Here is a 23,683-nt window from a genome sequence, read left to right as displayed (position 1 = left end):
ACCCAGGCGCTGAAGCCCCTGGGTGCGGAGGCGATCAATGTTGCGGTCTGGTCAGGTACGAGTCGTGATTCCAGTTGGCTCCATTCGACAAGGACGCCACGATCTGACCGGGGTCGACGTGGCCCGAGTGGCCGGCCAGATACTGGTTCAGCACCGCAAAACTCTGGCTTGCCAGGGACGCCGTGGCTGTGCCGGTCGCAAGCGGATGATCCGCCATGGCACTGTTTCGCGGCGCAAAGGTCGTAGTGGGGCCGGCGACCAGGTTCTTATGCTCGTGCAGCAGCGCAAGGCCCCGGGTTGCCGAGGACCCTAGCGACGTAGCGGGAGCATGCTCATGATCCGTCTGGGCGATCACCCGCGGCGAAGTCGTGGTGGCCGAAGGCCGAGGATCCGTTACGGCGATGGTCCGTGGCGAGGCTGTCGCGACGGCGCCGGTGACCGGATCCTTCGCCGTTGCAGTCAGCGTGAGTGTCGCCACCGGATGAGCCGCGCCCTTATAGTTCGATTGCAGCGTCAATCCGCTGTCGACCTGCGCGGCCGTCAAGGTGATGTTCTTGCCGGCAAACGTCTTGCCGTCGAGTTTGTCGGTGATCCTCTCGTACCTCGGCAAGCCCGTCACCTTCACGGTCACGACATCGTTGGGGTCGGTCGTTGTCACCTTGACCCCTAGGTCGACCGTACCGCCCAGCCCGCTCACGTTGAGCGTCGGATCCGCGATGGTGAGGACCGGCGCGATCGATGGTGGGGTGGTTGGAGTGGCTGGGGTCGTTGGCGTCGTTGGCGTTGTGGTTGGGGTCGATGGGGCTGTCGATGACGTCGCGACATGGAGACCGGAGAACGTCTTCACCGCGCCCGCAAGATTAGCAGCGACACCGCTCGCGTCCTTGATGCTCGCACCGTTCGGTAGATTGACCCCGGTGATGGCGAGCGCCGAGGTATTGGTGTCCGTCGACGCGACAGTTGTGCGAAAGTTGAGCGCGCCCGTTCCGGAGCCGCCCACATAGGTGGCGGTCGCGCCATTGTTGAGAGATAGCGTCGGCGTGCCCGATACCGCCACTGCCTCGTTGAAGCCGAGTGTCAGCGTGACCGCGTCTCCAACGTGCTCGGTACCGGTTCCCGGCGAGGCTGTGGCCTGCGTCACCGCCGGCAAGACCGGATCGATCTGGAGACCGGAGAACGTCTTCACTGCGCCCGAGAGGTTCGCCGCAATACCAGATGCATCCTTGATGCTCGCGCCGCTCGGAAGATTGACTCCGGTAATGGCGAGCGCCGAGGTATTCGTGTCCGTCGGCGCGACGGTGGTGCGGAAGGTGAGCGCGTTCGTGCCCGAGCCGCCGACATAGCTGGCCGTTCCGCCGTCATTGAGCGACAGTGCAGGCGTACCCGTGACGGTCACCGCCTTGTTAAAGCCGACCGTCAACGTGATGGCATCGCCGGTATGCTCGATCCCCGTTGCCGGTGAAGCGGCGACCTGCGTCACTGCCGGCTGCGTCACCGCCGGCTGGGTCACTGCCGGCTGCGTCACCGCCGGCTGGGTCACTGCCGGCTGCGTCACTGCCGGCTGCGTCACTGCCGGCTGGGTCGTTGACGGCGTCGTGGAGGTTGACGATATCGTCTGGGGACTGACGTTGGCACCCGTGACGGTCTCGCCGCTGCCCGCTTTTTGATAGAGCTGGACCTGGTCGATCTGCATCTGCATCGACGAAGGGGTCGAGCTATCCAGCGCCGTATGCCATCCGGACGCGTTCGAATTCGCGACCCCATTGTTCATCATCAATTGCATCGGTTCATCCGGGATCGCGACCTGTGCGCTGGTCACTTGCGCCATCTGCTTCCCGTCGAGATACCAGGTGATCGATTTGCCAGGATCCCAGTAGATGCCATAGGTGTGGAAGCCGGCCGTGAGGTCGATGCCGCTGTCGATGGTGTCGCCGACCCACCCTGACGGCCCGTGGAGGTGCCAGGAGAAATTCTGGTCCGCCGGTCCCGAACCGGTAAATCCACCCTCCTGTATATCGAGCTCGAAATTGTCGCCGCTGCCCGAGCCATTGCCGGGCATCAGCCAAAGGCCCGGCCATGCGCCGTCGCCGCTCGGCGCCTTCATACTGATCTGAAGGTAGCCCCCGTTGAATTCGAAGTTGCCGTAGCTGCTGACGGCGCCGGACGTGACCGGGAATGTCTGTGCCGTCCCCCCCTGATTGACACCGCTGATGGATTGTCGGATCGCCGTGAGATCCAAGGTTCCGTTGCTCACGGACACCTGGCTCGGCACATCGTAATCGGCATTATACGGGCCGCCCGGCGTACTTCCTCCCGACCCGTTGGTATTCCATGGCCAGCCGTTGGCGGCTTTGCTTGTGATGTAGGTGTGCCAATCGCTGCCGAGCGCCGTACCGGAGAAGTTTTCCTGATAGACGAGGTCGCTAGAGGCAAAGCCTACGGGTGCGGAGAGAGCCATTCCGTGATCCTTCTTTGGCGTTGAAAACAGAGAATTCCACTGCCGCGCATCGCCAACTGCGCGACATGTCGCATGTTCGCAGCTAGGCAACGAACTGATTTCAAGCTCGCAGCCAGGCAACGCGAACGGATTTCAAACTCGCAGCTAGACAACGCGGACTGATTACAAAGTAGCGGAGATTTGGATGTCCTCGCCCCAGACATCCTGGTCGAGCGAGCTCAACGTTGAACCCACCATCGAAGGCGACTTTTGTCGACGGAAATGCTCGTCAGGCGCTCGCCTTTGAGCCCATAAACGGTGTCGCTACCAACGCGCGAAAGGAGTTCAACGGTTTGAGCCGCAGCCGGATAAAAGTTGAGCGCATCCCTCTCGGTGGACGTGCCACCGAGCGTGCTATCTAGTATAAGCACAGCAGTTCCTTAGTTCATTGCGTCTTTTTTTGTTTTCATTCCACCCGCGCCCCTAAGCAAACACAGGCATTTCCGCATTCTAATTTACGCACGCACACCATCTGTACCTGCGTGAATTGATCACTTGAGGACGATGTACGTGACATGAGCGACCATACTACCATTTGCGGCGAGAATGAGGCTCGGTGCGGTATTATTAACACATTCCTAATGTAACTTATAAACACGTCCTAATATAGAAAGTGATCGAACGGCCGCACCGAGACGGCCTTGCGGACGCCCTACCAAAACCGTGTCCGTCCGCTGAGATGTTGCGCTCGCTGGGCGCCCGTTGGTTCGAGCGGGCCGTTCGCATTTGAGGTCGTCGAGAGGGGTGGGCGGGATTGTCTTCCGATGCTGCATGGCGGACGAGCCGTCGAGCCTATTGCTGGAGCTGCCGACCCGGATGTTCGACCACCGTTGGCGCGCCGATGCGCTTGGCCGAGGTCAGCCGTTGCGCCGTTGATCACGCTCCAGTCTCTACACGTGTTGCTGAGCGACGTCGCCAACACGCAGCGGCGATGCCCGCGTCATCCGCTTTCAATGATCGAAGGCGGAAGGCCTGGCACCGTTATCGGGCGCGGTCTCTATAGCGCTGGACAGCCGTTCGATCGCAACGCCAACGATGCCTCATCGGCATCGTGTTTTTCAAGATCTGAACAGCGCCAAGACGTGCAACCGCATCCAAGGGGAGAGTGCGATCGTTTGGGTGGCTTGTTGAAATGGCTGGAACGTGGCGCTACGGCGCGAGGGCGCTTCGTCGCCCCGGGACCGCCCCGCGGATTGTCAAATTTGAACCGCGCGACCAATCGCCAAAGCTCCACCTCATGGCCCTCTGCCAACCGCCTGGCCTGCTCTTTCGCCGCAACGTCGTCTATGCAGGCAAGGTTGATCCCGCCCTTGAACTGGCCGCGTTCGTCCAGAACGTAGAGCCGATAGTGCTGCATCGCTTGTTCTCGATCAGGATTGCCAGTTCGTCTCGGCGCCAGTTCCATTTGTATTGAGACCTCCAGCAGCGCGGCGCTGTTGTCGCCGATCGCTCCACTTTTGTGTACTTGCAAAACAAAGACGCTGCATAACGACATGCCCGAACATAGAATGTATATCTTCCGCTAGTTGCATGTCATTCACATTGACCCAAACCACGTGTTGGGCGATCTGCCGGAGTGTTCCTCCGCCATATCCACAAAGACCTAACGTAACTGCGCCATGATCATTGGCGTATCGAACAGCGCGCAAAACGTTTTCTGAGTTTCCGCTTCCCGAAATTGCGATAACCAGGTCGCCCTCGTTCAGGATGTTCTTCAGCTGCTCGACGAACACATCTTGGAAAGAAACATCGTTCGCGTACGCGAATGTGAGGCCCACATTGTCGACCAGCGTTCGGCCACGAAAAGGAAGCTTCGTAGAGAGATAGATGCTCTTATTCCAGTCCGTAATGAAATGTAGCGCCGTGAGTGAACTGCCACCATTTCCAAGCGTGATTATCTGCTTGCCGTCCTCTTGTGCCTGCGCGACCAAGGCCACCGCATTATCGAAGCTTTGGTGGTCCAACGAAGCCAGGACGATCTCAAGTTTCTTGAAATAAGCTTGAGCGCTGCCGTCAAGATTTTTTGGGTTGGCTCGGATGTCGGTTGATTGAGCACTGCCGCCAAAATGTTTCATTGGGTGGCCTCCGATGTTGGTTGATAATGAACGATGCGACTACCGGCGAAGTCAAACTTCACAGGAAAGTGCTTTAGCTCCCCGAGAGCCACTTTGATTGCGTCGTGGCGGTCGAGAGGCGCGAAGAACAGGAGAAAACCTCCTGCGCCTGCTCCGAGTAGCTTGCCGCCCGTGGCACCTGCCCGTAACGCAGCTCGGTACCAGCCATCGATCGCATCGTTCGTGATTTCTTCGGAGAGGCTCTTTTTTAAGAGCCAGTTCTCGTGGAGGATTTCGCCGAAGGCGTTGAGGTTACATCGATGCAGTTCATCACGAAGGCGGTACGTGAGCTCGACCATCTGCCTCAGCGCTTTTCGCTTGTCCGGTGCCCTTGCGATGCCCTCCGATTGTCGGACGAGAATGTCTGACGCGCTGCGCGTCATGCCGGTGTAAAACACAAGAACTTGCTTCTCGATGGAAGCGATAAAATCACGTGGGCATATGAGCGGCGACACCGAGACGCGATCATCAGAGTGAAACTCGATAAGATTCAACCCGCCGAAGGCGGCCGCGTATTGATCTTGCCTTCCAATGGGCGCGCCACAAAGTTCGATCTCTATGCAACAACTGTCAGCACCGAGCTTTGCCTTCGAAACATACTGCCCTCGAAACGCGTTCAGCGCATGCAGAAGGCCAACAGTAAAAGAGCTCGATGATCCAAGTCCTGTTCCCATCGATGGAATATCGGCGATGGTTGTTATCTCGACACCTCCGCGAATCCCGAGGTATTCCATCGTAGCTCTTACAATTGGGTGCTGGATATTCTCGACGCTCTCTACCTCTTCTGTTTTTGAGTAGGCGATTCGAGTGCCGTTATCGAACTTACGGTTCACGTTAACGTAAACGTACTTGTCGATCGCAACGCTTAGGACGGCGCCACCCTCCTGCCGATAGAAGGCAGGAAGATCGCTGCCACCTCCCACAAAGCTGACTCGAAGTGGCGTCTGACTGATAATCATCCGACCGCCTCAATCAGCTCGATCGCCCGCAATCGGACGCAATGATTGGCACTCGTTCGCGATGCCAGCACGATCGGTGCCTCATCCTCCTGGCGCGAACGGTAGATACTCGCTGCAGCCTCTCGATCCGCACCTCGCCGCGAGTATTCTCGCGTTACTCGGCACCTCCTCAGCTCCTCATCGATATCGACGAAGAACGTGTGTGCACGACTGCGCAAAACCACATCGGAGAGCGAGAGAGCGACGGCTCCTTCCACGATCAGGACGGTTTCCGGAGAAATAGTTATCTTTTCTGATTTCGGATGCGATACGCGGCCCAGCTTTTCGTAGTAGGGCAGATCGTGCGTCTCGCGAGAACGAACTCCCACCAAGCGGCTTAGAACCTTCCTGATCTCGCTCACATCATAGCGACCCATCACCGTTGGTTCGCGATTGGCGACGGACCGTATCCAGCGATCAAGAGCAACGACCTGCGCATCAAAGCCGCGCCCGCGAAGAACCTCCGCGATGGCGCTGGAAAGGACGCTCTTTCCGCTCCGGGAGAGGCCCCCCACGAAACAGACGTCCCCCGGCTTCACATGTGCGATCAGATCAGATGCTGTATCTATCAAGATCGGGTGACCAGTGAGAATGAACTTGGCAGCCTCGAACAAGTCCGAGACGGTATAATCGGGCATTACATGATACTTGCTGTCCAACCCGCCTGCGCCCGTCTCGACCAGGATCGACCTGATGCCAGATCGTTTTGCGAGAGCAACGTCCGTAGAGGAATCGCCGATGATCCAGGACTGACTGCGATCGATATTGAATGTTTGGACCGCCTCATCAACCAACCCGGTAGAAGGTTTGCGGCAATTGCAGCGGACCTTCAGCGCTTCCACCTCACCGATAAAGCCGCGGTCTGGATGGTGTGGGCAGAAATAGATGGCATCGACAAAAGCTGCACGGCGGCCAAGCTCAGTCTCCATCTTGTTATGGATCATCCGCAGGTCTCGTACAGAGCAATCGCCCCTCGCCACAACGGGTTGGTTGGTGACGACGATTGTCCGGTATTCGGCCCGGTTGAAACTGGCGATCGCGGCCGCGGCCCCCTCAATCAGTTCGAAGCGTTCGGGACGATCGATGTGTCCATGGTCAACATTGATGCACCCATCCCTGTCCAAAAAGACCGCTTTCTGCGGAGAGGTGAGTGAAGCCCGAGCTATGAGGCCCGATTCAAAGTCGGCGCAAACCTTGTCGAGTCTCGCCGGGGTTCCCGCGTCTTTTATGTACTCGGGGCTGCCATAGCTTCTGATTTCCGCGCCGGCCCGAAGCATTTCGGGAAACAGGTCCTTGCCGAAATCGAGCGGAGTTGCTGCCGCGCGCCAACGGAGAAGAGCTTGTTTTCGAATGTAGTAAAGAGCCGCGCTGACTTTGTTTGGATAATAGCAACCCGGGTCGCGTGGATATGGATGGAACGCGGTAACCACGCCGTCTTCCGACGTTTCTATCAGATCGGAATCATGCGGGTGATCATTCGGATGGGTGAAAACGGTTGCCGCCGCCTTGTGCTTTTCATGGAAGCACTTAAAGCGGGTCAGATCGATGTCGAGCATCGTGTCGCCGTAGATCGTAAGGAAGTCGTCGTCGAGCAGATCCAAAACGGCCAAAACTGCCCCAGCTGTCCCAAGCGGCGCACCGTCATCTATGCAACGAACGTCAATCCCCCAATTTTTGCGCTGATTGCAAAACTCCACGATTTGCTCGGCTGCGTGGTTCACCAGGATCAAGATCCTCTCAATCCCGTGTTGCTTGGCGAGGACGATTTGATGCTCAAGAAGTGGCTTGCCACCAATGTTGGCCAACGACTTAGGCAAATCACCTATCCGGCCCCTGAGCCGCGTCCCTCGACCACCCGCAAGTACAACGGCCTGGGCCTGCATCACGGGTGTCCTTCCTGCCGCACGATTTCTACGACGGCTTTTCGAACAGCGTCAGCCGAACCAAGCTGGGGCCGCCAACCGAGCGCACGGAGTTTTGCTATGTCATAGGAAAATCGAGGAACATCTCCCGTCCAACCGCGATCTTCAAATCCGTATTCGATCCCCGCGCCCGGTGCGACAGCCTCGACAGTCGTTTCCGCTATAAAGCTAACGGTTACCCCTTTGTCCTCAGGACCGATATTGTAGCAGCCAAGCCGCTCGGATGCGTTTGCACGCAAGTAGACAATCGCATCAATCAGATCATTGACATGAAGATATGCCTTCCGTTGCCGCCCCGATCCCAAAACATTCAGCTTGCTTGGTGAAACCCTTAACTTTCTGACGAAATCCAGAATGACACCATGTGTTGCTGGGACACCGATCACGTTCGGAAAGCGAAAGATCAACGCCCGAGCTAACCAGTTCTCGACGGCAGCGCTGATTAGCGCTTCCGACGCGAGCTTCATGGCACCGTAATTGGAAATCGGCAGCAGCGGCCCGACATCCTCTCTAATCGGAGCCTCCCCCAAATCGCCGTACACGGCTGAGCTGGATGCAAAAGCAAGGAACGGAACCCCCGCTTCCTTCATTGCGTCCAACACGTTGAACGTCGATAGAAAGGTATCGCGTAGATCAACAGAGGCATCGGCGATTCCCGCAGGAATGTCGGAATTGGCAGCCATGTGCCAGACTTCGGAAATCGGAATGCGTCTGTGACAATTCATAAAGCGGCTTCTCACCGCACCCGCGTCTGAGAGATCCACTTTCTCAAAAATAAACCTCTCATGCGTGAGAAGCTCGTTCAGGTTCTCGCGAGAACCGCGCGACAGGTTGTCAAAGCCAAAGACCGGATATCCACGATCAACAAAGATCTTTGCAAGCCTGCTTCCTACAAAGCCCGCAACTCCCGATACAAAAATAGCGCGCGATTCAGCCAATGGGATTGCGCCTTCCTCTAGTGCGCAAGCTTTCGCTGGGGCCGGGAGTTCGACCGAGCTGGGCGTTAAGCTCTTCGCTCGTCGTTAAGGTCATGCGTCTCATGCGTCTTTCTCAAGCATCGCATGGTTCTCTCCGATCCGCGATCATTCCTCAGGAGTAGCCCCATTTTGCAGATCCGGACTGAATCGCACCGCGCTTGCCTTTGCGGCGACGCCAACGACCATCCCAAGGACGGTCGAGGCGCTCACGGTCTGTTCACGCGGAGCGCGTGCGCGGCAGTTCGCGCAGATGTCGACGCCGCGGATCCTTGCGATCGTGCCGAACCGCACAATTTCGCCGTCCGTGTCGCTGGCGCATCGAGACGGGTCTTCGATCAGGGATATCGACGCAACGTCCCTGATGAGGGTCGGTCGCGGCCCAGCGAGAAGCTCCGAAACTCGATTCCGAGCTGCTTGAGCTGTTCTACGCCGGGAACCTCCGCCGCCGGGTGAACAAGCCCAAGGATGGAGTCGGATCGGAAGGGCAGGGGGACATGCAGGGTCTCAGCTGCCTTTAGGACCCCACTGACGATCTGCCAGGGAACGGGAGCGGCGCGCAATGTTCTGCCTTGTGACGCTGCGATCTCTTGCATGAGCCTTCGAAATGGTACCGGTTCCGGATGGGCCAGCCCCACTGGTTCCGGCAGGGGCATGTCCGACTCGGCAATACGCACCATGGCGGCCGCCATATCCACTTCATGCACGGTGAACTGATGGGAACGTGCCCCGATGAGAGGTGTCATCGGCAGGTTGGTGAGCTTACGGAGCGCGCCTGCCATTCCGCCCCAACCGGGGCCGTACACCAGTCCGAGGCGGGTGGAGACCCCTCCCAAGCCGCTGGCCGTGCGCTCGCAGGCCAGTTTCGCCTGACCGTACAACTGCCGGGTTCCCTTATAGGCGGACATCGAGGAGATAAAAATGACCCGGCGAACCCCTGCGTCGGCGGCATTGCGGAGCAGGTGCTGCGAGCCGGACACATTGACACCCCACACTTCACCGGCGCTGACGAGAGTCAGGTCCCATGCACCGTGGATGAGCACATCCAGGTCGCTGAGAGCAGCCCCCGATGGCGGGCGCCTGATCTCGTATGGGCGCCACTCGGCGACGCCGGCGGCAGATTCGGAGGTCACCCGGTTCGAACGGGCGAAGCCGATGACCTCATGCCCTTCTTCGGCGAAGGCGGCGCGCAGGATGGTCCCGACATATCCGTTGGCCCCGGTGATACCGACCCGCATGGAACGCTCAACCCGTCAGTTGCATCGCTTCGCAGGCGATGCGATGGGAATTGGCCATCACAGTCAGGGTAAAGGTGGTAGCTGGAACATTCGGGAAAACCGATCCGTCGATGAGATGGATCCGGTCCCAGCGCGCCAGCCGCCCGAGGCGGTCTGTCGTCGCACGTCCGCAATCCGGCTCTCTGGCATGGGGAAAGCTGCCGCCAAAGTGGTAGCTCTTGGCCCCGCCCGACCACAGCATCTGCGGCGTGACTGGCCACAGGTCAAGGTAGGGTGCAGCCCTGCGGATCCGCTTAATTACGTCAGGCAGCATCGGAGGCACGTTCTTGCCCCTGACCTTGGCCTCGCTGAAGCCCTCCGAAGTGAGGGTGATCTGGGGTAGCTCATCAGGAGCTGCGGACACCTGGGCGCTGACCCGGACCTTGGGTGACGCCCAGGATGGCAAGTAGCCCAGGCCTACCGTCAACCGGCTCAGGAGCCGATCCGTTGCGAAGGCGGCAGCGCGGTGTTGGAGGAAGCCGGGAAGCGCATCTTGGTATGCCTGGTTGAACGGATAGAAGTGAATCAATGAGACATCGAAGCCCTCGTCGTCCTGGACGATGGCCATGGTGAATTGGTTGAGCGTGAACTCGCGCCTTGTGCGTGGGTCGGGGGTCGGCTTCATGGACATCATTGGAAGAACGAACTGGGCCGATTCCGAAAGATGTACCGGCTGGCCAGATCCGAGCGAGCCCAGGATCAGCCGGGTGGTCCCGATTGCTCCGCAGCCCACGAAGACCCGGTCGGCTGTGAATCGCTGGATCCGGCCGCTGGACAGCTCCCGGGCCTGCACGACGGCCGTGGCACCCTCCTGGTCGACTCGCGCCGCGAGCAGCCCGCTATGGTAGTCGATCCTCCCGCTGCGCCTGAAGCGATCGAAGCTGTGCGAGGCCGAAAAGATCAGCGACCGCGGGCACCCGGTCATGCATAGGCCGCAGGGCTGGCATTCGGGCGCCGAGAAGGCGAGCCGGGCGCGGCCTATCGTTATTCCAGCGGAGCGCACTCGATCGCGGTGCCTGTCGTAGTTGGCCAGGACCATCTGCGTGCGCGGCGCCAGCGGCGGAAGCGGGTCCGGGGATCCGATGAGCGGGAACCACTCCTCGAGATCGTCGGACTCTCCAGCGAAAGGAATGTGACCCAGGATCGTCCGATAGTGCTCTTCCATATCCGAGAAGTCGAACGGCCATCCCTTCAACGTGGCGGCGCTGAAGGGCATGATCTGGGCCCCCCAAACATTGCTGAACCCCCCGTAGGCGCTTGATATGACAGCCGAGTTGACTCTACCCTCGGAGTGGACGCCGTCGAGCTGACCCTTGTTGGCAAAAGGGAAATCGGATCCGTAGCTTCTCTTTTCAGGCAGCGAATCGGATTGGAGCCGCTTGGGTTGCAGGCTGATCCGGCGGACGTCCTCCTCGTCCCAGTCGTCGACACGCAGCTTGGACAGCCTGGAGATCACCTCCTGCGTCTCCGCCTCCAGCACGGTGCCCGGATCGAACACGGTTATCTTCTCGTCCGGTTTCTCGGACAGCGCCAACACGGCGGCGGCTGCAGCCGGACCCGAACCAATGATTATCGAAGACGGCATCTACTTCCCGCGGCCACCGCCTTGCGCGGCTGTGTCCAGTATCTGCTTGGTTGCCTGTTGGCGCCGCCGGCGAAAGCGCCGCACCAGCTCGATCCGGCCGGCGACGTGGCCTGCCGCGGCCAGCCCCACGCCAGCGACTATTGCTGCGGACCGGGCCAGTCCGGCGGCGTCACCCTTGGCCGCTTGCAAAATCTCCCTCGGCACACCCTTGGTCAGCGCATGCCAGACGAAACGGGCCTCTGCACTCAGCGTGGCGGCGTCGCCCATCTGGGCAAAGGCCTCGACCTTCCCCTTGTTGACGAAGAAGCAGCGACGCCAGAAGTACTTCCAGGTCGCCCGTGAGGCGGGTACGAAGTGGCGGACGGTCGCCGCCGGTTCATAGATGACCGCCTCACTGCCCTTGATGTGCGCCACGCGGTGGCACATGTCCATGTCGTCGTGCCTGTCGGAATGGAACCCTCCCACCTGCTCGAGGAAGATCCGCCGCACCGACATATTGGCTCCTATGAGGCGGGCCAAAGGGCCTCGGCTGGTCGGAAGGCCATCATAAGCACATCCGAACACCCAGTCGAACTGCACAGGGAACCAGGCCGGGCGGCCGGTCTCGAAAACCGGTATGGGGCGCCCGCCGACAGCGCCGATGCGCTCATCCTGGTACGGGGCGGTGAGAATCTCGAGCCAGTCCTTGTCGGCCGCTGCATCGTCATCCAGGAACGCCAGGATATTTCCGGCAGCGGCTTCGGCTGCGGTGTTTCGCGCCGACCCCAGATGCCCGTCATGCTTGTTCTGGATCACCCGTACCGGGGGGGTGGATGCGGCGAAATCAGCCCACTGCGCGGCACAACGGCGGAACAAGGGCTGATCGACGCATAGGATGATCTCGCAGGGTTGCAAGGTCTGCTCCTGTGCCGAGGCCACCGACTGGAGCATCAGCTCCCATCTTTCCTCAGTGTAGGCACAGATAATCACCGAGATGGTGGGGGGAATCTGCCGGCGCTCGCTGCCTACGTCATCCTCGGGCTGCTCGGTTCGCGATCCAGGCTGACCGGTTGTGGCAGCGGCAACGTCAGGTTTGCGGCGGGCGAGACCGATACTTGGGTTGCGGACGTGGCTTTCCTGGCCAACGCCGATCGGTGGACCCGATTGCGCAATACGCATTTAGGAATTCTCCCGACTTGAGCTGCCAATGTTTTCCCAAACTCTTCGATAAACCGGGCGATGGTCCGGCGGCGCACCGCCGCGGCGTCGTCGTTCAAATCGTCCGAACGATCGAGTGTGGTCGGCACAGATCACGACGCTGGCGAGAACGCGGGTGACCTCGTCCTGCGATCCGTAGGTCAGATAGTGGTTGTTTACGCCGGTCACGAAGAACGGCTTGCCGTCCAACGTGAAGTTCGTTCCGGAAGCATTGCGCAGCCAGTATTTCGCCCGTTGCCAGCCAGCCATCATCCCTGCATGTGGCTCTCGCCGGGCGCCGAGTGCAACGGCCCCTAAGGATTACCTCCTCTGGCCTCGCACAGCCCCGCATTGATCGGGCATAGTGGCATCTGGCTGCGGGTGCTCGTCAAAGCTGTCGTCTGCTTGAAATTCGCCGTGAGAACAACAATGCGCATTTGCTTGAGTCTCGATCCGTCGCGGCTGCTGCGCTGGCATCTGTGGCTGGCGGAGGCGCTTGCTGAAGTGCCCGGCAACGATGTCTCCTGCGCTTTCGCGGCTGGCTGCCGCCCGCTGCCGTTGATCTTCCGCCTGTTGATCGAACTCGAACGACTACTCTATGGTTACCGTGTCAACGGTGTCACCGGCTCCGTCGAGGCGGAGCTGCGATCCCTGCCGCCGCCGCCGGCCGACCAAGTGGATGTGGTGATCAATTTGAGCGGCGAAGAGCCGCTCCCGTCGGGACGACGCGTGCTCACTCCACTCTTCAACGGGCTACCGAGCGAGATTGGAGTCATGACGGCCTTGGCGAATGATCAGGACCTTGTCGTTGACCTCTACGATACGGCGCGCCCGTCGCAGCCGTGGATGGCGCGTCCGGCCAGTGTGGACCGTAAAGTGTTCGCAGCCGGTCTCGACAGCGTCCTCTCCTGCGCTGTGGCGCTGATTCTAAAAGCCTTGCGCGAGGAAACCAGTTCAGCTCCGTCCGGTGTCCCCGGTCCGCCGACGGCCGCGCCTTCGCTCGGCGCGCTTTCGGCCATTGCATGGGAGACTGGCACGGCGGCATCGAAGGCAATCGCGTTCTTGGACAGATTGGCGAGAGGCGGCAGATCGTGGGGGATCGGCTGGCGCTTCGACCAGGCGGCGAGTCTGCTCGACAAAGGCGAAGCAGCTTTCAGCGTGCTCACCGGAGACACCGGCAGCTTCCTTGCCGACCCATTCCCGTTCCGGTATCTGGGGCAGGATTTCATCTTCGTCGAACAGTACCTCTATTCAAAGAACCGGGGGTGCATTGCGGTCGTGACAGCTGACCGGAGCGGGACCGCCGGCGCACCTCAGATCGTCTTGGAGGAGCCGCACCACCTCTCGTACCCGTTCGTGTTCGAGCAGGACGGGCAGGTCTGGATGATCCCAGAATCGGGGGCGGCAAGGAATGTCAGTCTCTACAGGGCAGTCGAATTCCCGTACCGGTGGAAGCGGGAGGCCTGCCTCCTGGAAGGCATTGAGGGCTACGACACCACGCCGCTGCGCCATGAGGGCGGCTTTTGGTTTTTCGTCAGCCCAAGGCTGTGGAGGTCCACGTCCTGGGATGTCCTAAGCCTCTACCATGGCGAGAGCCTGACGGGGCCTTGGACGCCCCATGCCGCAAACCCCGTCCTGCTCGATGCTGCGCTCAGCCGCCCCGCAGGCGCTGTCATCCAACACGGCGGACGCCTGCTACGCCCGGTCCAGGACTGCGCTCGCAGCTATGGCGGCGCGGTGACGTTCTGCCGGATCGATGCGCTCGGCGCGTCGGCGTTTGCCCAGACCCCGGTCGGTGGCATTTGGTCCGAAGCGTTCGGGTGTCACACCTACAACCGCCGGTCTGGCCTGGAGGTGATCGACCTGTTCGGTCATGTCCGTGGTTTGCGCCAGGTCACGACCTCGTATCGGCCGCTAGCACCCGAGGTGCCGGCCTCAACGTCGCATGGGTGGCCCCTCTCTCGTCCGGGACAGTTGGCGTGGCCAGTTGATCGGGCCCACGACGCCGCCCGCGAAGGGCCGGGCGGCCTCGACCCTTCTCGCGCGTAAGATTAAGGGGTAGCCCGGAAATCACGGCCGAATGAAGAAGCGAGCCCACATGCGGAGCCTCGCAGTTCTGGCCAATGGCAATGTCGGCGTTGCGCGCGAGGTTCATCGCGCCGGCGATGTTCGCCGCATTCTACACTGCTTGCTCGGAGAGCCTGTCGCCCGGGATCCCGGCCGCAGGTCGATGATTGTCCTCGCTGGCGTGAAGGCATCGCGCTGCTGTCGGTTCCTCACGTCTGGCAGCGCTGACGACGCAACTGGTGAAGGTGATCGTGCCGCCACCGTGCCATCTGCCTTGGTTGCTTGGCCCCGAGCTAACCTGAAGGGATAACCACAAAGAGCTAATCACCTATGGTGCTTTCTAACCATCTATTGGAGCTTCCATTGCGGGGTCCCATCAGCAATGCTCACTTAACTCACGTTCTTGTTTCATCTGATCTTTTCAGCATGTCTGGGAGTCTGCGTATGATTAGAACAGTTGCACCCGGGGGCGTGGCTGCAATTCTGTGTCGGTTCCTTTCCGGAACCTATCCTTCGGCCCATCATCGCGCCGGGCGCCTGTCGGCAGTCTTGGCGCGTTTCCAGCCCGCCCCCTGCGGCCCATCGCTCGACCGTGCAGCGCTGCCATGAATGCCGGTCTCTCCAGTGTACTCACCCCCGTCAGTGCCGTATCGCCGCCTGACCCAATTAAGTTCGGGCTGCGGCAATCGCTGGCTCTGCCCCGAGTAAGCTTCATCGTGCCGACGCTCAACGAGGCCGAGAACCTCCCTTGGCTTCTGCCGCGCATCCCCAACTGGGCGCACGAGATCATCATCGTGGATGGCCGTTCGACCGACGACACCGTCGCGGTCGCGCGCCGCCTACGCGAGGACGTGAAGGTTGTCATGGAGCCCCGCCGGGGCAAGGGCGCCGCACTGCAAGCGGGATTCCGGGCAGCCACAGGCGACATCATCGTCATGCTGGACGCTGACGGCTCCATGGTCCCGGAGGAGGCGATCGTCTTTGTCAGTGCGCTGATGGCCGGCGCGGATCTCGTCAAGGGTTCACGCTTTATCCAGGGCGCCGGCACCGACGACATGTCGCTGTTCCGGATGTTCGGCAACAGGGGGTTGACCCTGTTCGTGCGGCTCCTCTATGGTGGTTGGTTCTCCGATCTATGCTACGGATACATCGCCTTCTGGACCAAGCACGTCAGCACGCTCAATTGCGACTGCGATGGGTTCGAGATCGAGACCCTCATCAACGTGCGGGCCTTGAAGAACCACCTCAATATCGTCGAGGTGGCGAGTTTCGAGGCTCCGCGCATCAGCGGTGTGAGCCATCTGCGCGCCATCCCAGACGGCTGGCGCGTCCTCAAGACCATCTTGCGTGAGTGGGTGTACCAACAACACGGGCGGGGCGCGACAGCCTGTGATGATGGCGGGTAAGCCTGATGCGAATCCTGATGGTTGCCGCTCGCTGCTACCCCTTCATGGGCGGCACTGAAACTCACATCCAGGAAGTCGGTCCCCGCTTGGCAGCGCGTGGCCACGCGGTCGACGTGCTCACTACCGATCCCTCGGGGGAGCTGCCGGTTGAGGAGGAGGTGCGCGGCATGCGTGTGCGGCGCGTGCCGGCCTGGCCAAGGGAACTGGACCTCTATGTGGCACCCGGCATTTATACCGCGATCCGGCGCGGGGCTTGGGACCTGATCCACTTCCAGGGTTATAGCACTTTCGTGGTGCCGATCGGACTGCTCGCGGCCGTCCGCGGGCAGCTGCCGTTCGTCCTGACCTTCCACAGCGGCGGGCATTCCTCCCGGCTGCGCAACGCCATACGCAGCACCCAGCATATGCTGCTCCGGCCGCTGGTAGCCCGGGCCGCGCGGCTGATCGGCGTCTCCGAATTCGAAGCCGACTTCTTCAGCCGGAGGATGGGCGTGCCGCGGGAGCGGTTTGCCGTCATCCCGAACGGCGCCGCGATGCCGGCTCCGAGCCCCGGCGTCAAGGTCGATCCGCACCTGATCGTCTCGGGCGGCAGGCTGGAGCGCTATAAGGGCCACCACCGGGCGATCGCAGCCTTGCCCGAACTGATCCGCCGGGTACCGGACGTGCGACTGCACATCGTCGGTACTGGCCCGTACGAGGGAGAATTGCGGCGCCTCGTCGCGACGCTCGGCCTCGAGAGGCGGGTCACAATTGCCGGTATCCGCGCCTCGGAGCGGCAGGAAATGGCAGATCTATTGGCGAGCGCCGCGCTGTTCGTGCTGTTCAGCGAATACGAAGCCCATCCGGTCGCCGTGATGGAAGCCCTGTCGCTGCGCCGCCCGGTCCTCGTCAGCGACACGTCCGGTCTGCGGGAGCTGGCCGCCAATGGCCTGTGCCGGGCGATTCCGCGCAACGCCGATCCGCGAGAGCTGGCCGCCGCCATGGCCGAGGAACTGGAGGCCCATCGGGAGATCCCGGATTTGGCGCTGCCCGACTGGGATGCCTGCGCGCAAGCACTGAGCGACGTTTATTGTGATGTCCTGAGCAGCCGATCCACGGTTCGCTCGGCCCCCGGCGGCGTGACATCCTGGCCTCCCGCGACGAGGGTATGATGCTGATGACGCAGGTTCATTTCACCGCGGGAACCAGGATCAAACCACTCCAGGCCGGGATACGGCTCTTATCGGCCGTTATCGGTCCCGATCTTCACGGCGGCAGCGCCGATGCCCCGCCGCAACGGGCCAAATACGGTTGGATCGCGATACTGTGCCTGACCGTCGCCACGGCTCTGCTCCTGGTCGTGGCCGGGCACGCAGCCGGGCGCCGGGGCTATGACGTGGCGCCCGCGCTCTTTTGGTCCGGTATGGTCCTCCTGGTCGTTCCGACCAGCCTCCGCATCGCTTGGCCGACGACAGCCCGAGGTGAGCGCCTGTTCCTCCTGTTCCTGCTTGTCGAAGCTCTGTTCTATTGCAAGAAGGTCTATTCCCCGACGAGCTTCAGCGGTTACGACGAGTTCTTGCATTGGATCGCAGCCGAAGATCTCATCACTGCTCGCCGGCTGTTTCTGCCCAACCCGCTTTTCCCGATCGGGCCAACGTATCCCGCCCTGGAAATCGTGACGACGGCGATCGTCGATCTGACGGGACTGCCCTTGTTAGTGGCGGGAATGCTCCTATTGGCCATCCTCAAGGGCACGTTCATCGGTGCCCTGTTTCTGTTCCTCGAAAGCATCGTCGGATCGCCGCGTATCGCGGCTATCGCCTGTCTGGCCTACATGGGCTGCTCAACCTTCTTCCTGTTCGACTCAAGTTTCTCCTACCAGAGCCTCGGCATCGTGCTGTGTGTGCTGGCTTTCGCGGTCGAAGCGGCGTCCAAGGATCTCGTCGGGAGACTGAGGCTCAAGTCGCTGGGGCTGATAGCCTTGCTGCTGGCAAGCCTCGCGGTCACACATCACGTCTCGGCCGCCTTCGCCGCCATCTATTTCGGAGCGCTGGCGGGTCTCGAAGCTTTGCGCCGTCACGATCCCATGCGGATTGAGGCCAGGATCGGCGTGGGTCTCACGGCGATCCTGGCCATAGTCCTGCCGCTCCTGTGGATGCAGTTCCGTGGCATCCCTCTCGCAGGCTATCTCGGTCCGGTGATCGGGGCCGGCTTCCAGTCATTGCTCGGCATGATCCTTGGCACCGCCACCCCGGCGTCGGAACATCTTCAAGCGCCGGCCAAGGCCTTCTACCTGCAACTGACCACCTTGCTGGCGCTCCTGCTGCTGGCACTCGGACTGTCAACGGGATTCTTTCGGTCACTCGCCATCGCAGCGCTCGGTGGTGCGCGGCCGGGTTGGCTTCCGATCCGGGACATTCTCAAATGCCGCTGGCGTGACAGCCGCCTCCTGCTCCTCACCTTGCTGGCCTTCGGGCTCCCGATCTCTGTGGCCTTCCGACTGACCGCCAGCGGATGGGAAATCGGCAACCGCATGGGAACGTTCGTGTTCATCGGCGTTGGGCTGGTCGTCGCGGTGAGCATCGTCCACTTCTGGCAGGGCCGCGCGCCGCGCGGGTGGCGCCGCATCGCGCCCGCCGGTGCTCTGGCGGTCATCGTCCTGGGCGGCGTCGCGAGCTCCACGATCAATCCGATCGATGGGCGCTATAGAGTGGCGGCCGATCAGGAATCAATCGAGCCCATGGGGATCGAAACGGCACGCTGGGCCAAGGAATGGCTCGGTGCCGGCAACCGCTTCATCTCCGACCGCATCAACAGCATTCTGCTTGCGAGCTACGGCCGGCAGGACGTCAGGGTCAAGATCAGAGAAGGCATCGATTCCGCGAGCATATTCGAAGGCGAGACATTGGGGCCAGGGGAGTTTTGGGCTTTGGCGGGAAGCAACATCGATTTCCTGCTGGTTGACCGGCGCCTGAGCACGGCTCCGCCAGTGCTCGGCTTTTACTTTCAGCCGTGGCAACGGCGGCAGGGAACGCCGCTCTCGGGTGCAGCGCTCCTTAAGTTCAATGACGTCAAGGGCGTCACCCGCATCTACGACAACGGCTGGATCGTCATCTACGACGTGAGGGAATTGCATGAGAACCATTAGCAAGCGGGACCTTCTGGCCGCATACCTTTGGGCGGGGGCCGCGGTGGCGGCCGTTGCTTTCAGCGACAGCGCGCTCCTCCGAGTTGCCCTGGGCGCACCCGTGGTGTTCCTCGTCCCGGGCCACACGGTGTTGCGGGCCATCGGCGTCAGTACGACCTCCGCGTTGCAACACATCGTCTACGCGGTCGGAGCAAGCCTCGCCGTCGGCATCGTTGGAGGCTTTGCACTGAACGCCGCAGGCTTCCTGACGCCGCTCGGCTGGGCGCTGTGGTTTTGGATCGTGACGGCCGCCGCTGCACTGGCCGCCGTCCGCCGCGACACTCCCGATCTGCCAGCTTGGCCGGCTCTGGCGCGGGTCCGGGTTTGGCAGGGGGCCGTGCTCATGCTGGCGGTGCTTGTGGCGACCGGGGCCTATGCGTTTGCCGTCAGAGACGAAGCGGCCCACCGGGAATTCAAATACACCGAGTTCTGGTTGTTGCCATCAGCCAGTGGCGAGCGCGACCGGATCACGGTTGGCATCAGGAGCGCCGAGACCCAAACTCAGCGGTTCGACGTGGAAATCACCCTTGATGGGCAACCGTTCGCCGTTTTCCGATCGGTCGCCGTCGCGCCGGGCGATACTTGGGCGCGAGAAATCCCAGTGCCCGCCGCAGCAATCCGCCAGAGGGCCGAAGCCCGGCTCTATCGACCGCAAGACAACCGGCTGTATCGCAGCGTTTCGACGCTAGTGCCGCGCTTCTGAAATGAAGGCTCGATCATGCGCATCCTGCTGCTATCGCAATTCTATCCTCCGGTAATCGGGGGAGAGGAGCGGCACGTCCGCAATCTGGGCGCGGCGCTGGCGCGGCGGGGCCATCATGTCAGCGTCGGGACCTCGATGCATGCCGGATCGCCCGAAACTGAGCTTGACGGCGCGGTCCGCGTGCATCGCCTGCGCGGCACGCTCCAGCGTCTGTCGGGCCTTCACGCCGATCCCGAGCGCCGCCATGCGCCGCCCTTCCCGGATCCCGAACTGGTGCTTGCCCTGAAGCGGCTGGTAGCCCAGGAGGAGCCGGACATCGTTCACGCCCACAACTGGATTTACGCGTCCTTCCTGCCGCTCAAAGGTCTGAGTGGGGCACGCCTCGTGGTTACGTTCCATGATTACGGCCTTGTCTGCGCGAAGAAGAACTTCATGCACTTGGGCGCCCAGCTCTGCAGTGGCCCCGCGGCGGCCAAGTGCCTGCCTTGTGCCACTGGGCATTACGGAGCGGTGAAGGCAGCTGTGACCACCTTGGGTAATTGGGCGTCGAGCTTCGCCGCTCGGCGCGTGGTGGACCGCTTTATCGCGGTGAGCCAAGCGGTGGCCCGTCACAACGGACTCACCCAAGGCCACGCCCCTTACGACGTTATCCCCAACTTCGTGCCCGACGATGTCGGGGTGCTTGGCCCAGAAGATGCCTGCCTGCGGGAGCTTCCCGGGGATGGATTCATCCTGTTCGTCGGTGACTTGACGCGCCTCAAGGGCATTGACGTTCTCCTGCAGGCCTATGCCAGTCTGGAGCGGGCGCCACAACTTGTCCTGATCGGGCGCCAGGTCGCCGATACGCCAACCAAATTTCCGCCGAACGTTCGAGTCTTCAGCATGTGGCCGCATTCCGCCATCATGCATGCGTGGCGGCGCTCACTGTTCGGCGTGCTGCCGTCGGTGGGGCCAGAAGCCTGCGCGACAGTGATCATGGAAGCGATGGCGTCCGGAAAGGCAGTTGTTGCAACCGACATCGGCGGCATGCCGGATATCGTCGATCATGGCGAAACAGGCCTTCTCGTGCCGAGCGGTGACGCGCGCGCCCTCGCCAGCGCAATGCAGACACTTATCGAGGACCGCGCCTTGCTCGCCCGCCTGGAGGCGACAGGCCTCGCCCGGATCGAGCGCCTCAAGGCCGGAGTGGTCGTGAACCGGATCGAGCAGGTGTACCGGGACGTCCTGCGCCCAGCCCCCGGAAGATCCGCGGTGCCGGCACAGCAAGGTTCGGGATAGCAATGACGTCGGTAGACCACTCCTGGACGGCCGTTGCTCGCGTGCGCCGAGAGCTTCGAAAGAGCGCCGCGTTCGTGATGAATTCCGGCGCCATGGCAACCGGAACGGTTGCAGCGGCCGGTCTCGGGTTTGTCTATTGGTGGCTTGCAGCGCGGCTGTTCCCGCCGGAGGTGATCGGCTACACATCTGCCCTCCTGTCCGTGATGGGGCTTATCGGCACGCTCGGCGAGGCAGGAATCGGGACCATGCTGGTGGGCGAGATCGTCCGGAATCCCGGCAAGGAACGCGGCCTGGTGGCCGCGGCAGCGTGCGTCGGGGTGACACTGGGGGTCGGGCTGGCCCTGTTGTTCGTCTTCGGGCATGCGTGTTTCAGCAGCTCTACCGAGCTGATCGGCGGCTGGTTCGTGGGTGTTGTGTTCGTCCTCGGCTGCGGTCTGACCGTTCTCGCCATCTTGGTCGACCAGGCGTTCCTGGGCACCCTGCGCGCCACCAGCAGGATGATCCGGCAAGTGCTGTTCTGCACGTTGAAGCTGATGCTGATCGCCACCGCCGCGGTTGGCGGCTACACCTCCCATACCGCGCTTCTTCTGAGCTGGGTGGCCGGTCTTCTGGCGTCCATCATCGGCGTGGACCTGTTGACCCGGGGCGGTGCGCGTCGCCTCGTTGGGTCTCCCGATTTCCAACTGCTCCGTACGCTGCGGGGCAAGGTCTTCGACCACTACGTGCTCGACGTGGCCTTGCAGGCTCCCGGCATCATCATGCCCTACGTTGTGCTCGTTCTCCTGTCTCCGGCCATCAATGCCGCTTTCGTATCCCTATGGATGCTGGTCACCATCGCCTCGTTGATTCCCGCGGCCATGGCTACAGTCCTGTTCCCCGTGGTGAGAGCGAGCCCGAAACAATCCAGACACGACATCCTTGTATCGGTTATGGCGTCATTGCTTTTTTCGCTGGTCTGCGCCGTTTTCATCTTCACCTATTCGCAGAGGATCCTTGCGGTCTTCAATCCGGCCTATGCTGAAATCGCCGGTTCGAGCCTGCGCTTCCTTGGCTTCAGCCTGCTGGGAACAGCGCTTAAATTTCATGCCTGTACGCTGGCGCGGTTGGGCGACAGGATGCGCAAGGCATCTCCCTGGTTCGCGCTTGGCGGATTGCTGGAGCTGGGCTTGGTGATAGCTGGAGCGAGGCTCGGTGGACTTGAAGGCCTGGTTCTGGGCTGGACGCTCGCCACCAGCATCGAGGGCGTGTGCGCGGCCTTGACTTTGGCCTTCGCCATAAAATCTGGTTCTGCCGCCGGCCTCGTGCACGAAGAATCGCCCCCGTCGCCGCTCCAGACTTGAAAGACGGATCGCGTTGTGCGGACGCACTTGAGATGCTCGAACGCGCAAGCCTGAGCGACGCGGTCGAAGCTTCAATTGCCGAAAGTGATGTGATGACGTCGCCGGCGCGAAGGGCTGGGGTCCGCAAGCGGTTTGATGTGATGCTGAATGGCGTCAAATCGGTGCGCGCCGCGCTTGAGGATTCTATGCCACGCTGAATGACCAGCAGAGGGCGCAATTCGAGGCGATCCCTGAGCCAGCAAGGATCCCTGAGCCAGCAAGTGTGAGCGAGCAAGCGCGACCGGGAAACCAACATCCAGCGCTACCTTACCAAGGCGCTGCCAAGGCCGCCATGGAAGTCGCGATGAAATTCTCGGACGATTCCTCCGTCACTCAGAAGTACGACGAAGCTTCGCAGCGGGGAAGCCGGTTTCCGAAAGAGGCTAACGAACGGCGTTCAGTTCAAGGCGCTGTGCGAAGCGCTGTTCGCCGGCCTGTCAGGAAGAAACAGCACATCGGCAGATTTGGTTCCGGTTGTTCTGGCCTCGATCTCGGATTGGCTTGCCTTTCGGCGCCCGGTCCGGGTCAGCAGGTATCCCTCGTATCCGTTATCCGACAAGAGGCGCAGGACTACCAAAACCGCCCCGAACTTGTTCAATCCCTGGTCGGAAAGTTCGACGAACAGGGCCGGCCGGGCGAACCTCAGGATCTCGATCATGCCCTGAAGCGTCAGCAGTTCGGCACCCTGCACATCGATTTTCACGAGCGCCGGGCGCCGGGGTCCCTTGTCCGCAAGCAGCCCGTCGAGCGTCACGGCGGTGACCGGCGCCGTTCCGGGAAAGCTTGTGGTCGGCCGGGTAAAGCGAGTTGATTTCGAGAAAGGTCGTGCCGGGCTCGGCGGCGGCGACCGCCCTCAGCGCCTCAACGCGGCCAAGGAACCCTGCGTGCTCGATCGCGGAAATCAGGCCGCTGTAATTCTGATCCTCCGGCTCGATGGCGATCACCTTTCCGCTGTCGCCGACCCATTCGGCAAAGCGGAGCGTGAAGAAGCCGACATTGGCGCCGACGTCGATGACCAGCGATCCGCCTGGCACGAATTCCCTGAGCTGATCGATCGGGCCTGCTTCAAAATACCTTTTGTAGAGGGGATAAAGCGCAAGATAGGCGCGGTGGAAAATCGGAAGACGCTGCAGGCCGAGCT

17 protein-coding genes and 1 pseudogene are annotated in these 23,683 nt (G+C 61.5%); 8 read left to right on the top strand and 10 right to left on the bottom strand.

Features of this window, described 5'->3' with window-relative positions; all coding sequences use genetic code 11:
* Nucleotides 1-34: 34 nt before the first annotated feature.
* The 9 genes from FJW07_RS09945 to FJW07_RS32365 form a co-directional block, all read right to left on the bottom strand.
* Nucleotides 35-2,458 (bottom strand): glycoside hydrolase family 16 protein, encoded by a 2,424-nt coding sequence (locus tag FJW07_RS09945; RefSeq protein WP_140856103.1) that lies wholly within the window; start codon nt 2,456-2,458, stop codon nt 35-37.
* A gap of 1,409 nt (nt 2,459-3,867) precedes the next feature.
* On the bottom strand, nt 3,868-4,572 hold the full coding sequence (locus FJW07_RS09935) for an SIS domain-containing protein (RefSeq protein WP_140643725.1): 705 nt from the start codon (nt 4,570-4,572) through the stop codon (nt 3,868-3,870).
* Nucleotides 4,569-5,570: a GHMP kinase gene (locus FJW07_RS09930; protein WP_140659320.1), complete on the bottom strand. Its 1,002-nt coding sequence runs from the start codon at nt 5,568-5,570 to the stop codon at nt 4,569-4,571. The genes FJW07_RS09935 and FJW07_RS09930 overlap by 4 nt, the downstream gene beginning before the upstream one ends.
* Nucleotides 5,567-7,492, bottom strand: coding sequence for an HAD-IIIA family hydrolase (locus FJW07_RS09925; RefSeq protein ID WP_181182603.1), 1,926 nt, complete (start codon nt 7,490-7,492; stop codon nt 5,567-5,569). The genes FJW07_RS09930 and FJW07_RS09925 overlap by 4 nt, the downstream gene beginning before the upstream one ends.
* Complete coding sequence (locus FJW07_RS09920) at nt 7,492-8,469, bottom strand: NAD-dependent epimerase/dehydratase family protein (protein ID WP_210239449.1); 978 nt, start codon at nt 8,467-8,469, stop codon at nt 7,492-7,494. The genes FJW07_RS09925 and FJW07_RS09920 overlap by 1 nt, the downstream gene beginning before the upstream one ends.
* 374 nt (nt 8,470-8,843) lie before the next feature.
* Nucleotides 8,844-9,743: an NAD(P)-dependent oxidoreductase gene (locus tag FJW07_RS09915; protein ID WP_140856100.1), complete on the bottom strand. Its 900-nt coding sequence runs from the start codon at nt 9,741-9,743 to the stop codon at nt 8,844-8,846.
* Nucleotides 9,744-9,750: 7 nt separating this feature from the next.
* On the bottom strand, nt 9,751-11,319 hold the full coding sequence (locus tag FJW07_RS09910; protein ID WP_210239868.1) for a GMC family oxidoreductase: 1,569 nt from the start codon (nt 11,317-11,319) through the stop codon (nt 9,751-9,753).
* 48 nt (nt 11,320-11,367) lie between these two features.
* The gene (locus FJW07_RS09905; RefSeq protein ID WP_140856096.1) at nt 11,368-12,525 is read right to left on the bottom strand and encodes a glycosyltransferase; all 1,158 of its coding nucleotides are present in this window, start codon (nt 12,523-12,525) and stop codon (nt 11,368-11,370) included.
* Nucleotides 12,526-12,813: a hypothetical protein gene (locus tag FJW07_RS32365; RefSeq protein ID WP_140856095.1), complete on the bottom strand. Its 288-nt coding sequence runs from the start codon at nt 12,811-12,813 to the stop codon at nt 12,526-12,528.
* 81 nt (nt 12,814-12,894) lie between these two features.
* Between FJW07_RS32365 and FJW07_RS09895 the strand changes: the two genes are divergently transcribed.
* From FJW07_RS09895 to FJW07_RS31695, 8 genes are all read left to right on the top strand, one after another.
* Complete coding sequence (locus FJW07_RS09895; protein WP_140856093.1) at nt 12,895-14,592, top strand: hypothetical protein; 1,698 nt, start codon at nt 12,895-12,897, stop codon at nt 14,590-14,592.
* Between the two features lie 623 nt (nt 14,593-15,215).
* Nucleotides 15,216-16,016 (top strand): glycosyltransferase family 2 protein, encoded by an 801-nt coding sequence (locus FJW07_RS09890; RefSeq protein ID WP_140709935.1) that lies wholly within the window; start codon nt 15,216-15,218, stop codon nt 16,014-16,016.
* 5 nt (nt 16,017-16,021) lie between these two features.
* The gene (locus FJW07_RS09885) at nt 16,022-17,167 is read left to right on the top strand and encodes a glycosyltransferase family 4 protein (protein ID WP_140659328.1); all 1,146 of its coding nucleotides are present in this window, start codon (nt 16,022-16,024) and stop codon (nt 17,165-17,167) included.
* The gene (locus FJW07_RS09880; RefSeq protein WP_140856091.1) at nt 17,167-19,143 is read left to right on the top strand and encodes a hypothetical protein; all 1,977 of its coding nucleotides are present in this window, start codon (nt 17,167-17,169) and stop codon (nt 19,141-19,143) included. The genes FJW07_RS09885 and FJW07_RS09880 overlap by 1 nt, the downstream gene beginning before the upstream one ends.
* The gene (locus tag FJW07_RS09875; protein ID WP_140856089.1) at nt 19,130-19,885 is read left to right on the top strand and encodes a DUF1616 domain-containing protein; all 756 of its coding nucleotides are present in this window, start codon (nt 19,130-19,132) and stop codon (nt 19,883-19,885) included. Before FJW07_RS09880 ends, FJW07_RS09875 begins: the two co-directional genes overlap by 14 nt.
* A 15-nt stretch (nt 19,886-19,900) precedes the next feature.
* Nucleotides 19,901-21,163, top strand: coding sequence for a glycosyltransferase family 4 protein (locus tag FJW07_RS09870; RefSeq protein ID WP_140856087.1), 1,263 nt, complete (start codon nt 19,901-19,903; stop codon nt 21,161-21,163).
* A gap of 2 nt (nt 21,164-21,165) precedes the next feature.
* The gene (locus tag FJW07_RS09865) at nt 21,166-22,503 is read left to right on the top strand and encodes a hypothetical protein (protein ID WP_140659332.1); all 1,338 of its coding nucleotides are present in this window, start codon (nt 21,166-21,168) and stop codon (nt 22,501-22,503) included.
* Nucleotides 22,504-22,535: 32 nt separating this feature from the next.
* Complete coding sequence (locus tag FJW07_RS31695; RefSeq protein WP_181175553.1) at nt 22,536-22,700, top strand: hypothetical protein; 165 nt, start codon at nt 22,536-22,538, stop codon at nt 22,698-22,700.
* A 239-nt stretch (nt 22,701-22,939) separates the two neighbouring features.
* Here FJW07_RS31695 and FJW07_RS32040 read toward each other — a convergent pair.
* Nucleotides 22,940-23,576: pseudogene (locus FJW07_RS32040) on the bottom strand (FkbM family methyltransferase).
* Between the last annotated feature and the right edge of the window lie 107 nt (nt 23,577-23,683).

The organism is Mesorhizobium sp. B3-1-9 (assembly GCF_006439595.1).
In the GTDB taxonomy this organism is placed as follows: Bacteria; Pseudomonadota; Alphaproteobacteria; order Rhizobiales; family Rhizobiaceae; genus Mesorhizobium.
This window is presented reverse-complemented; position numbering and strand designations above follow the sequence as displayed.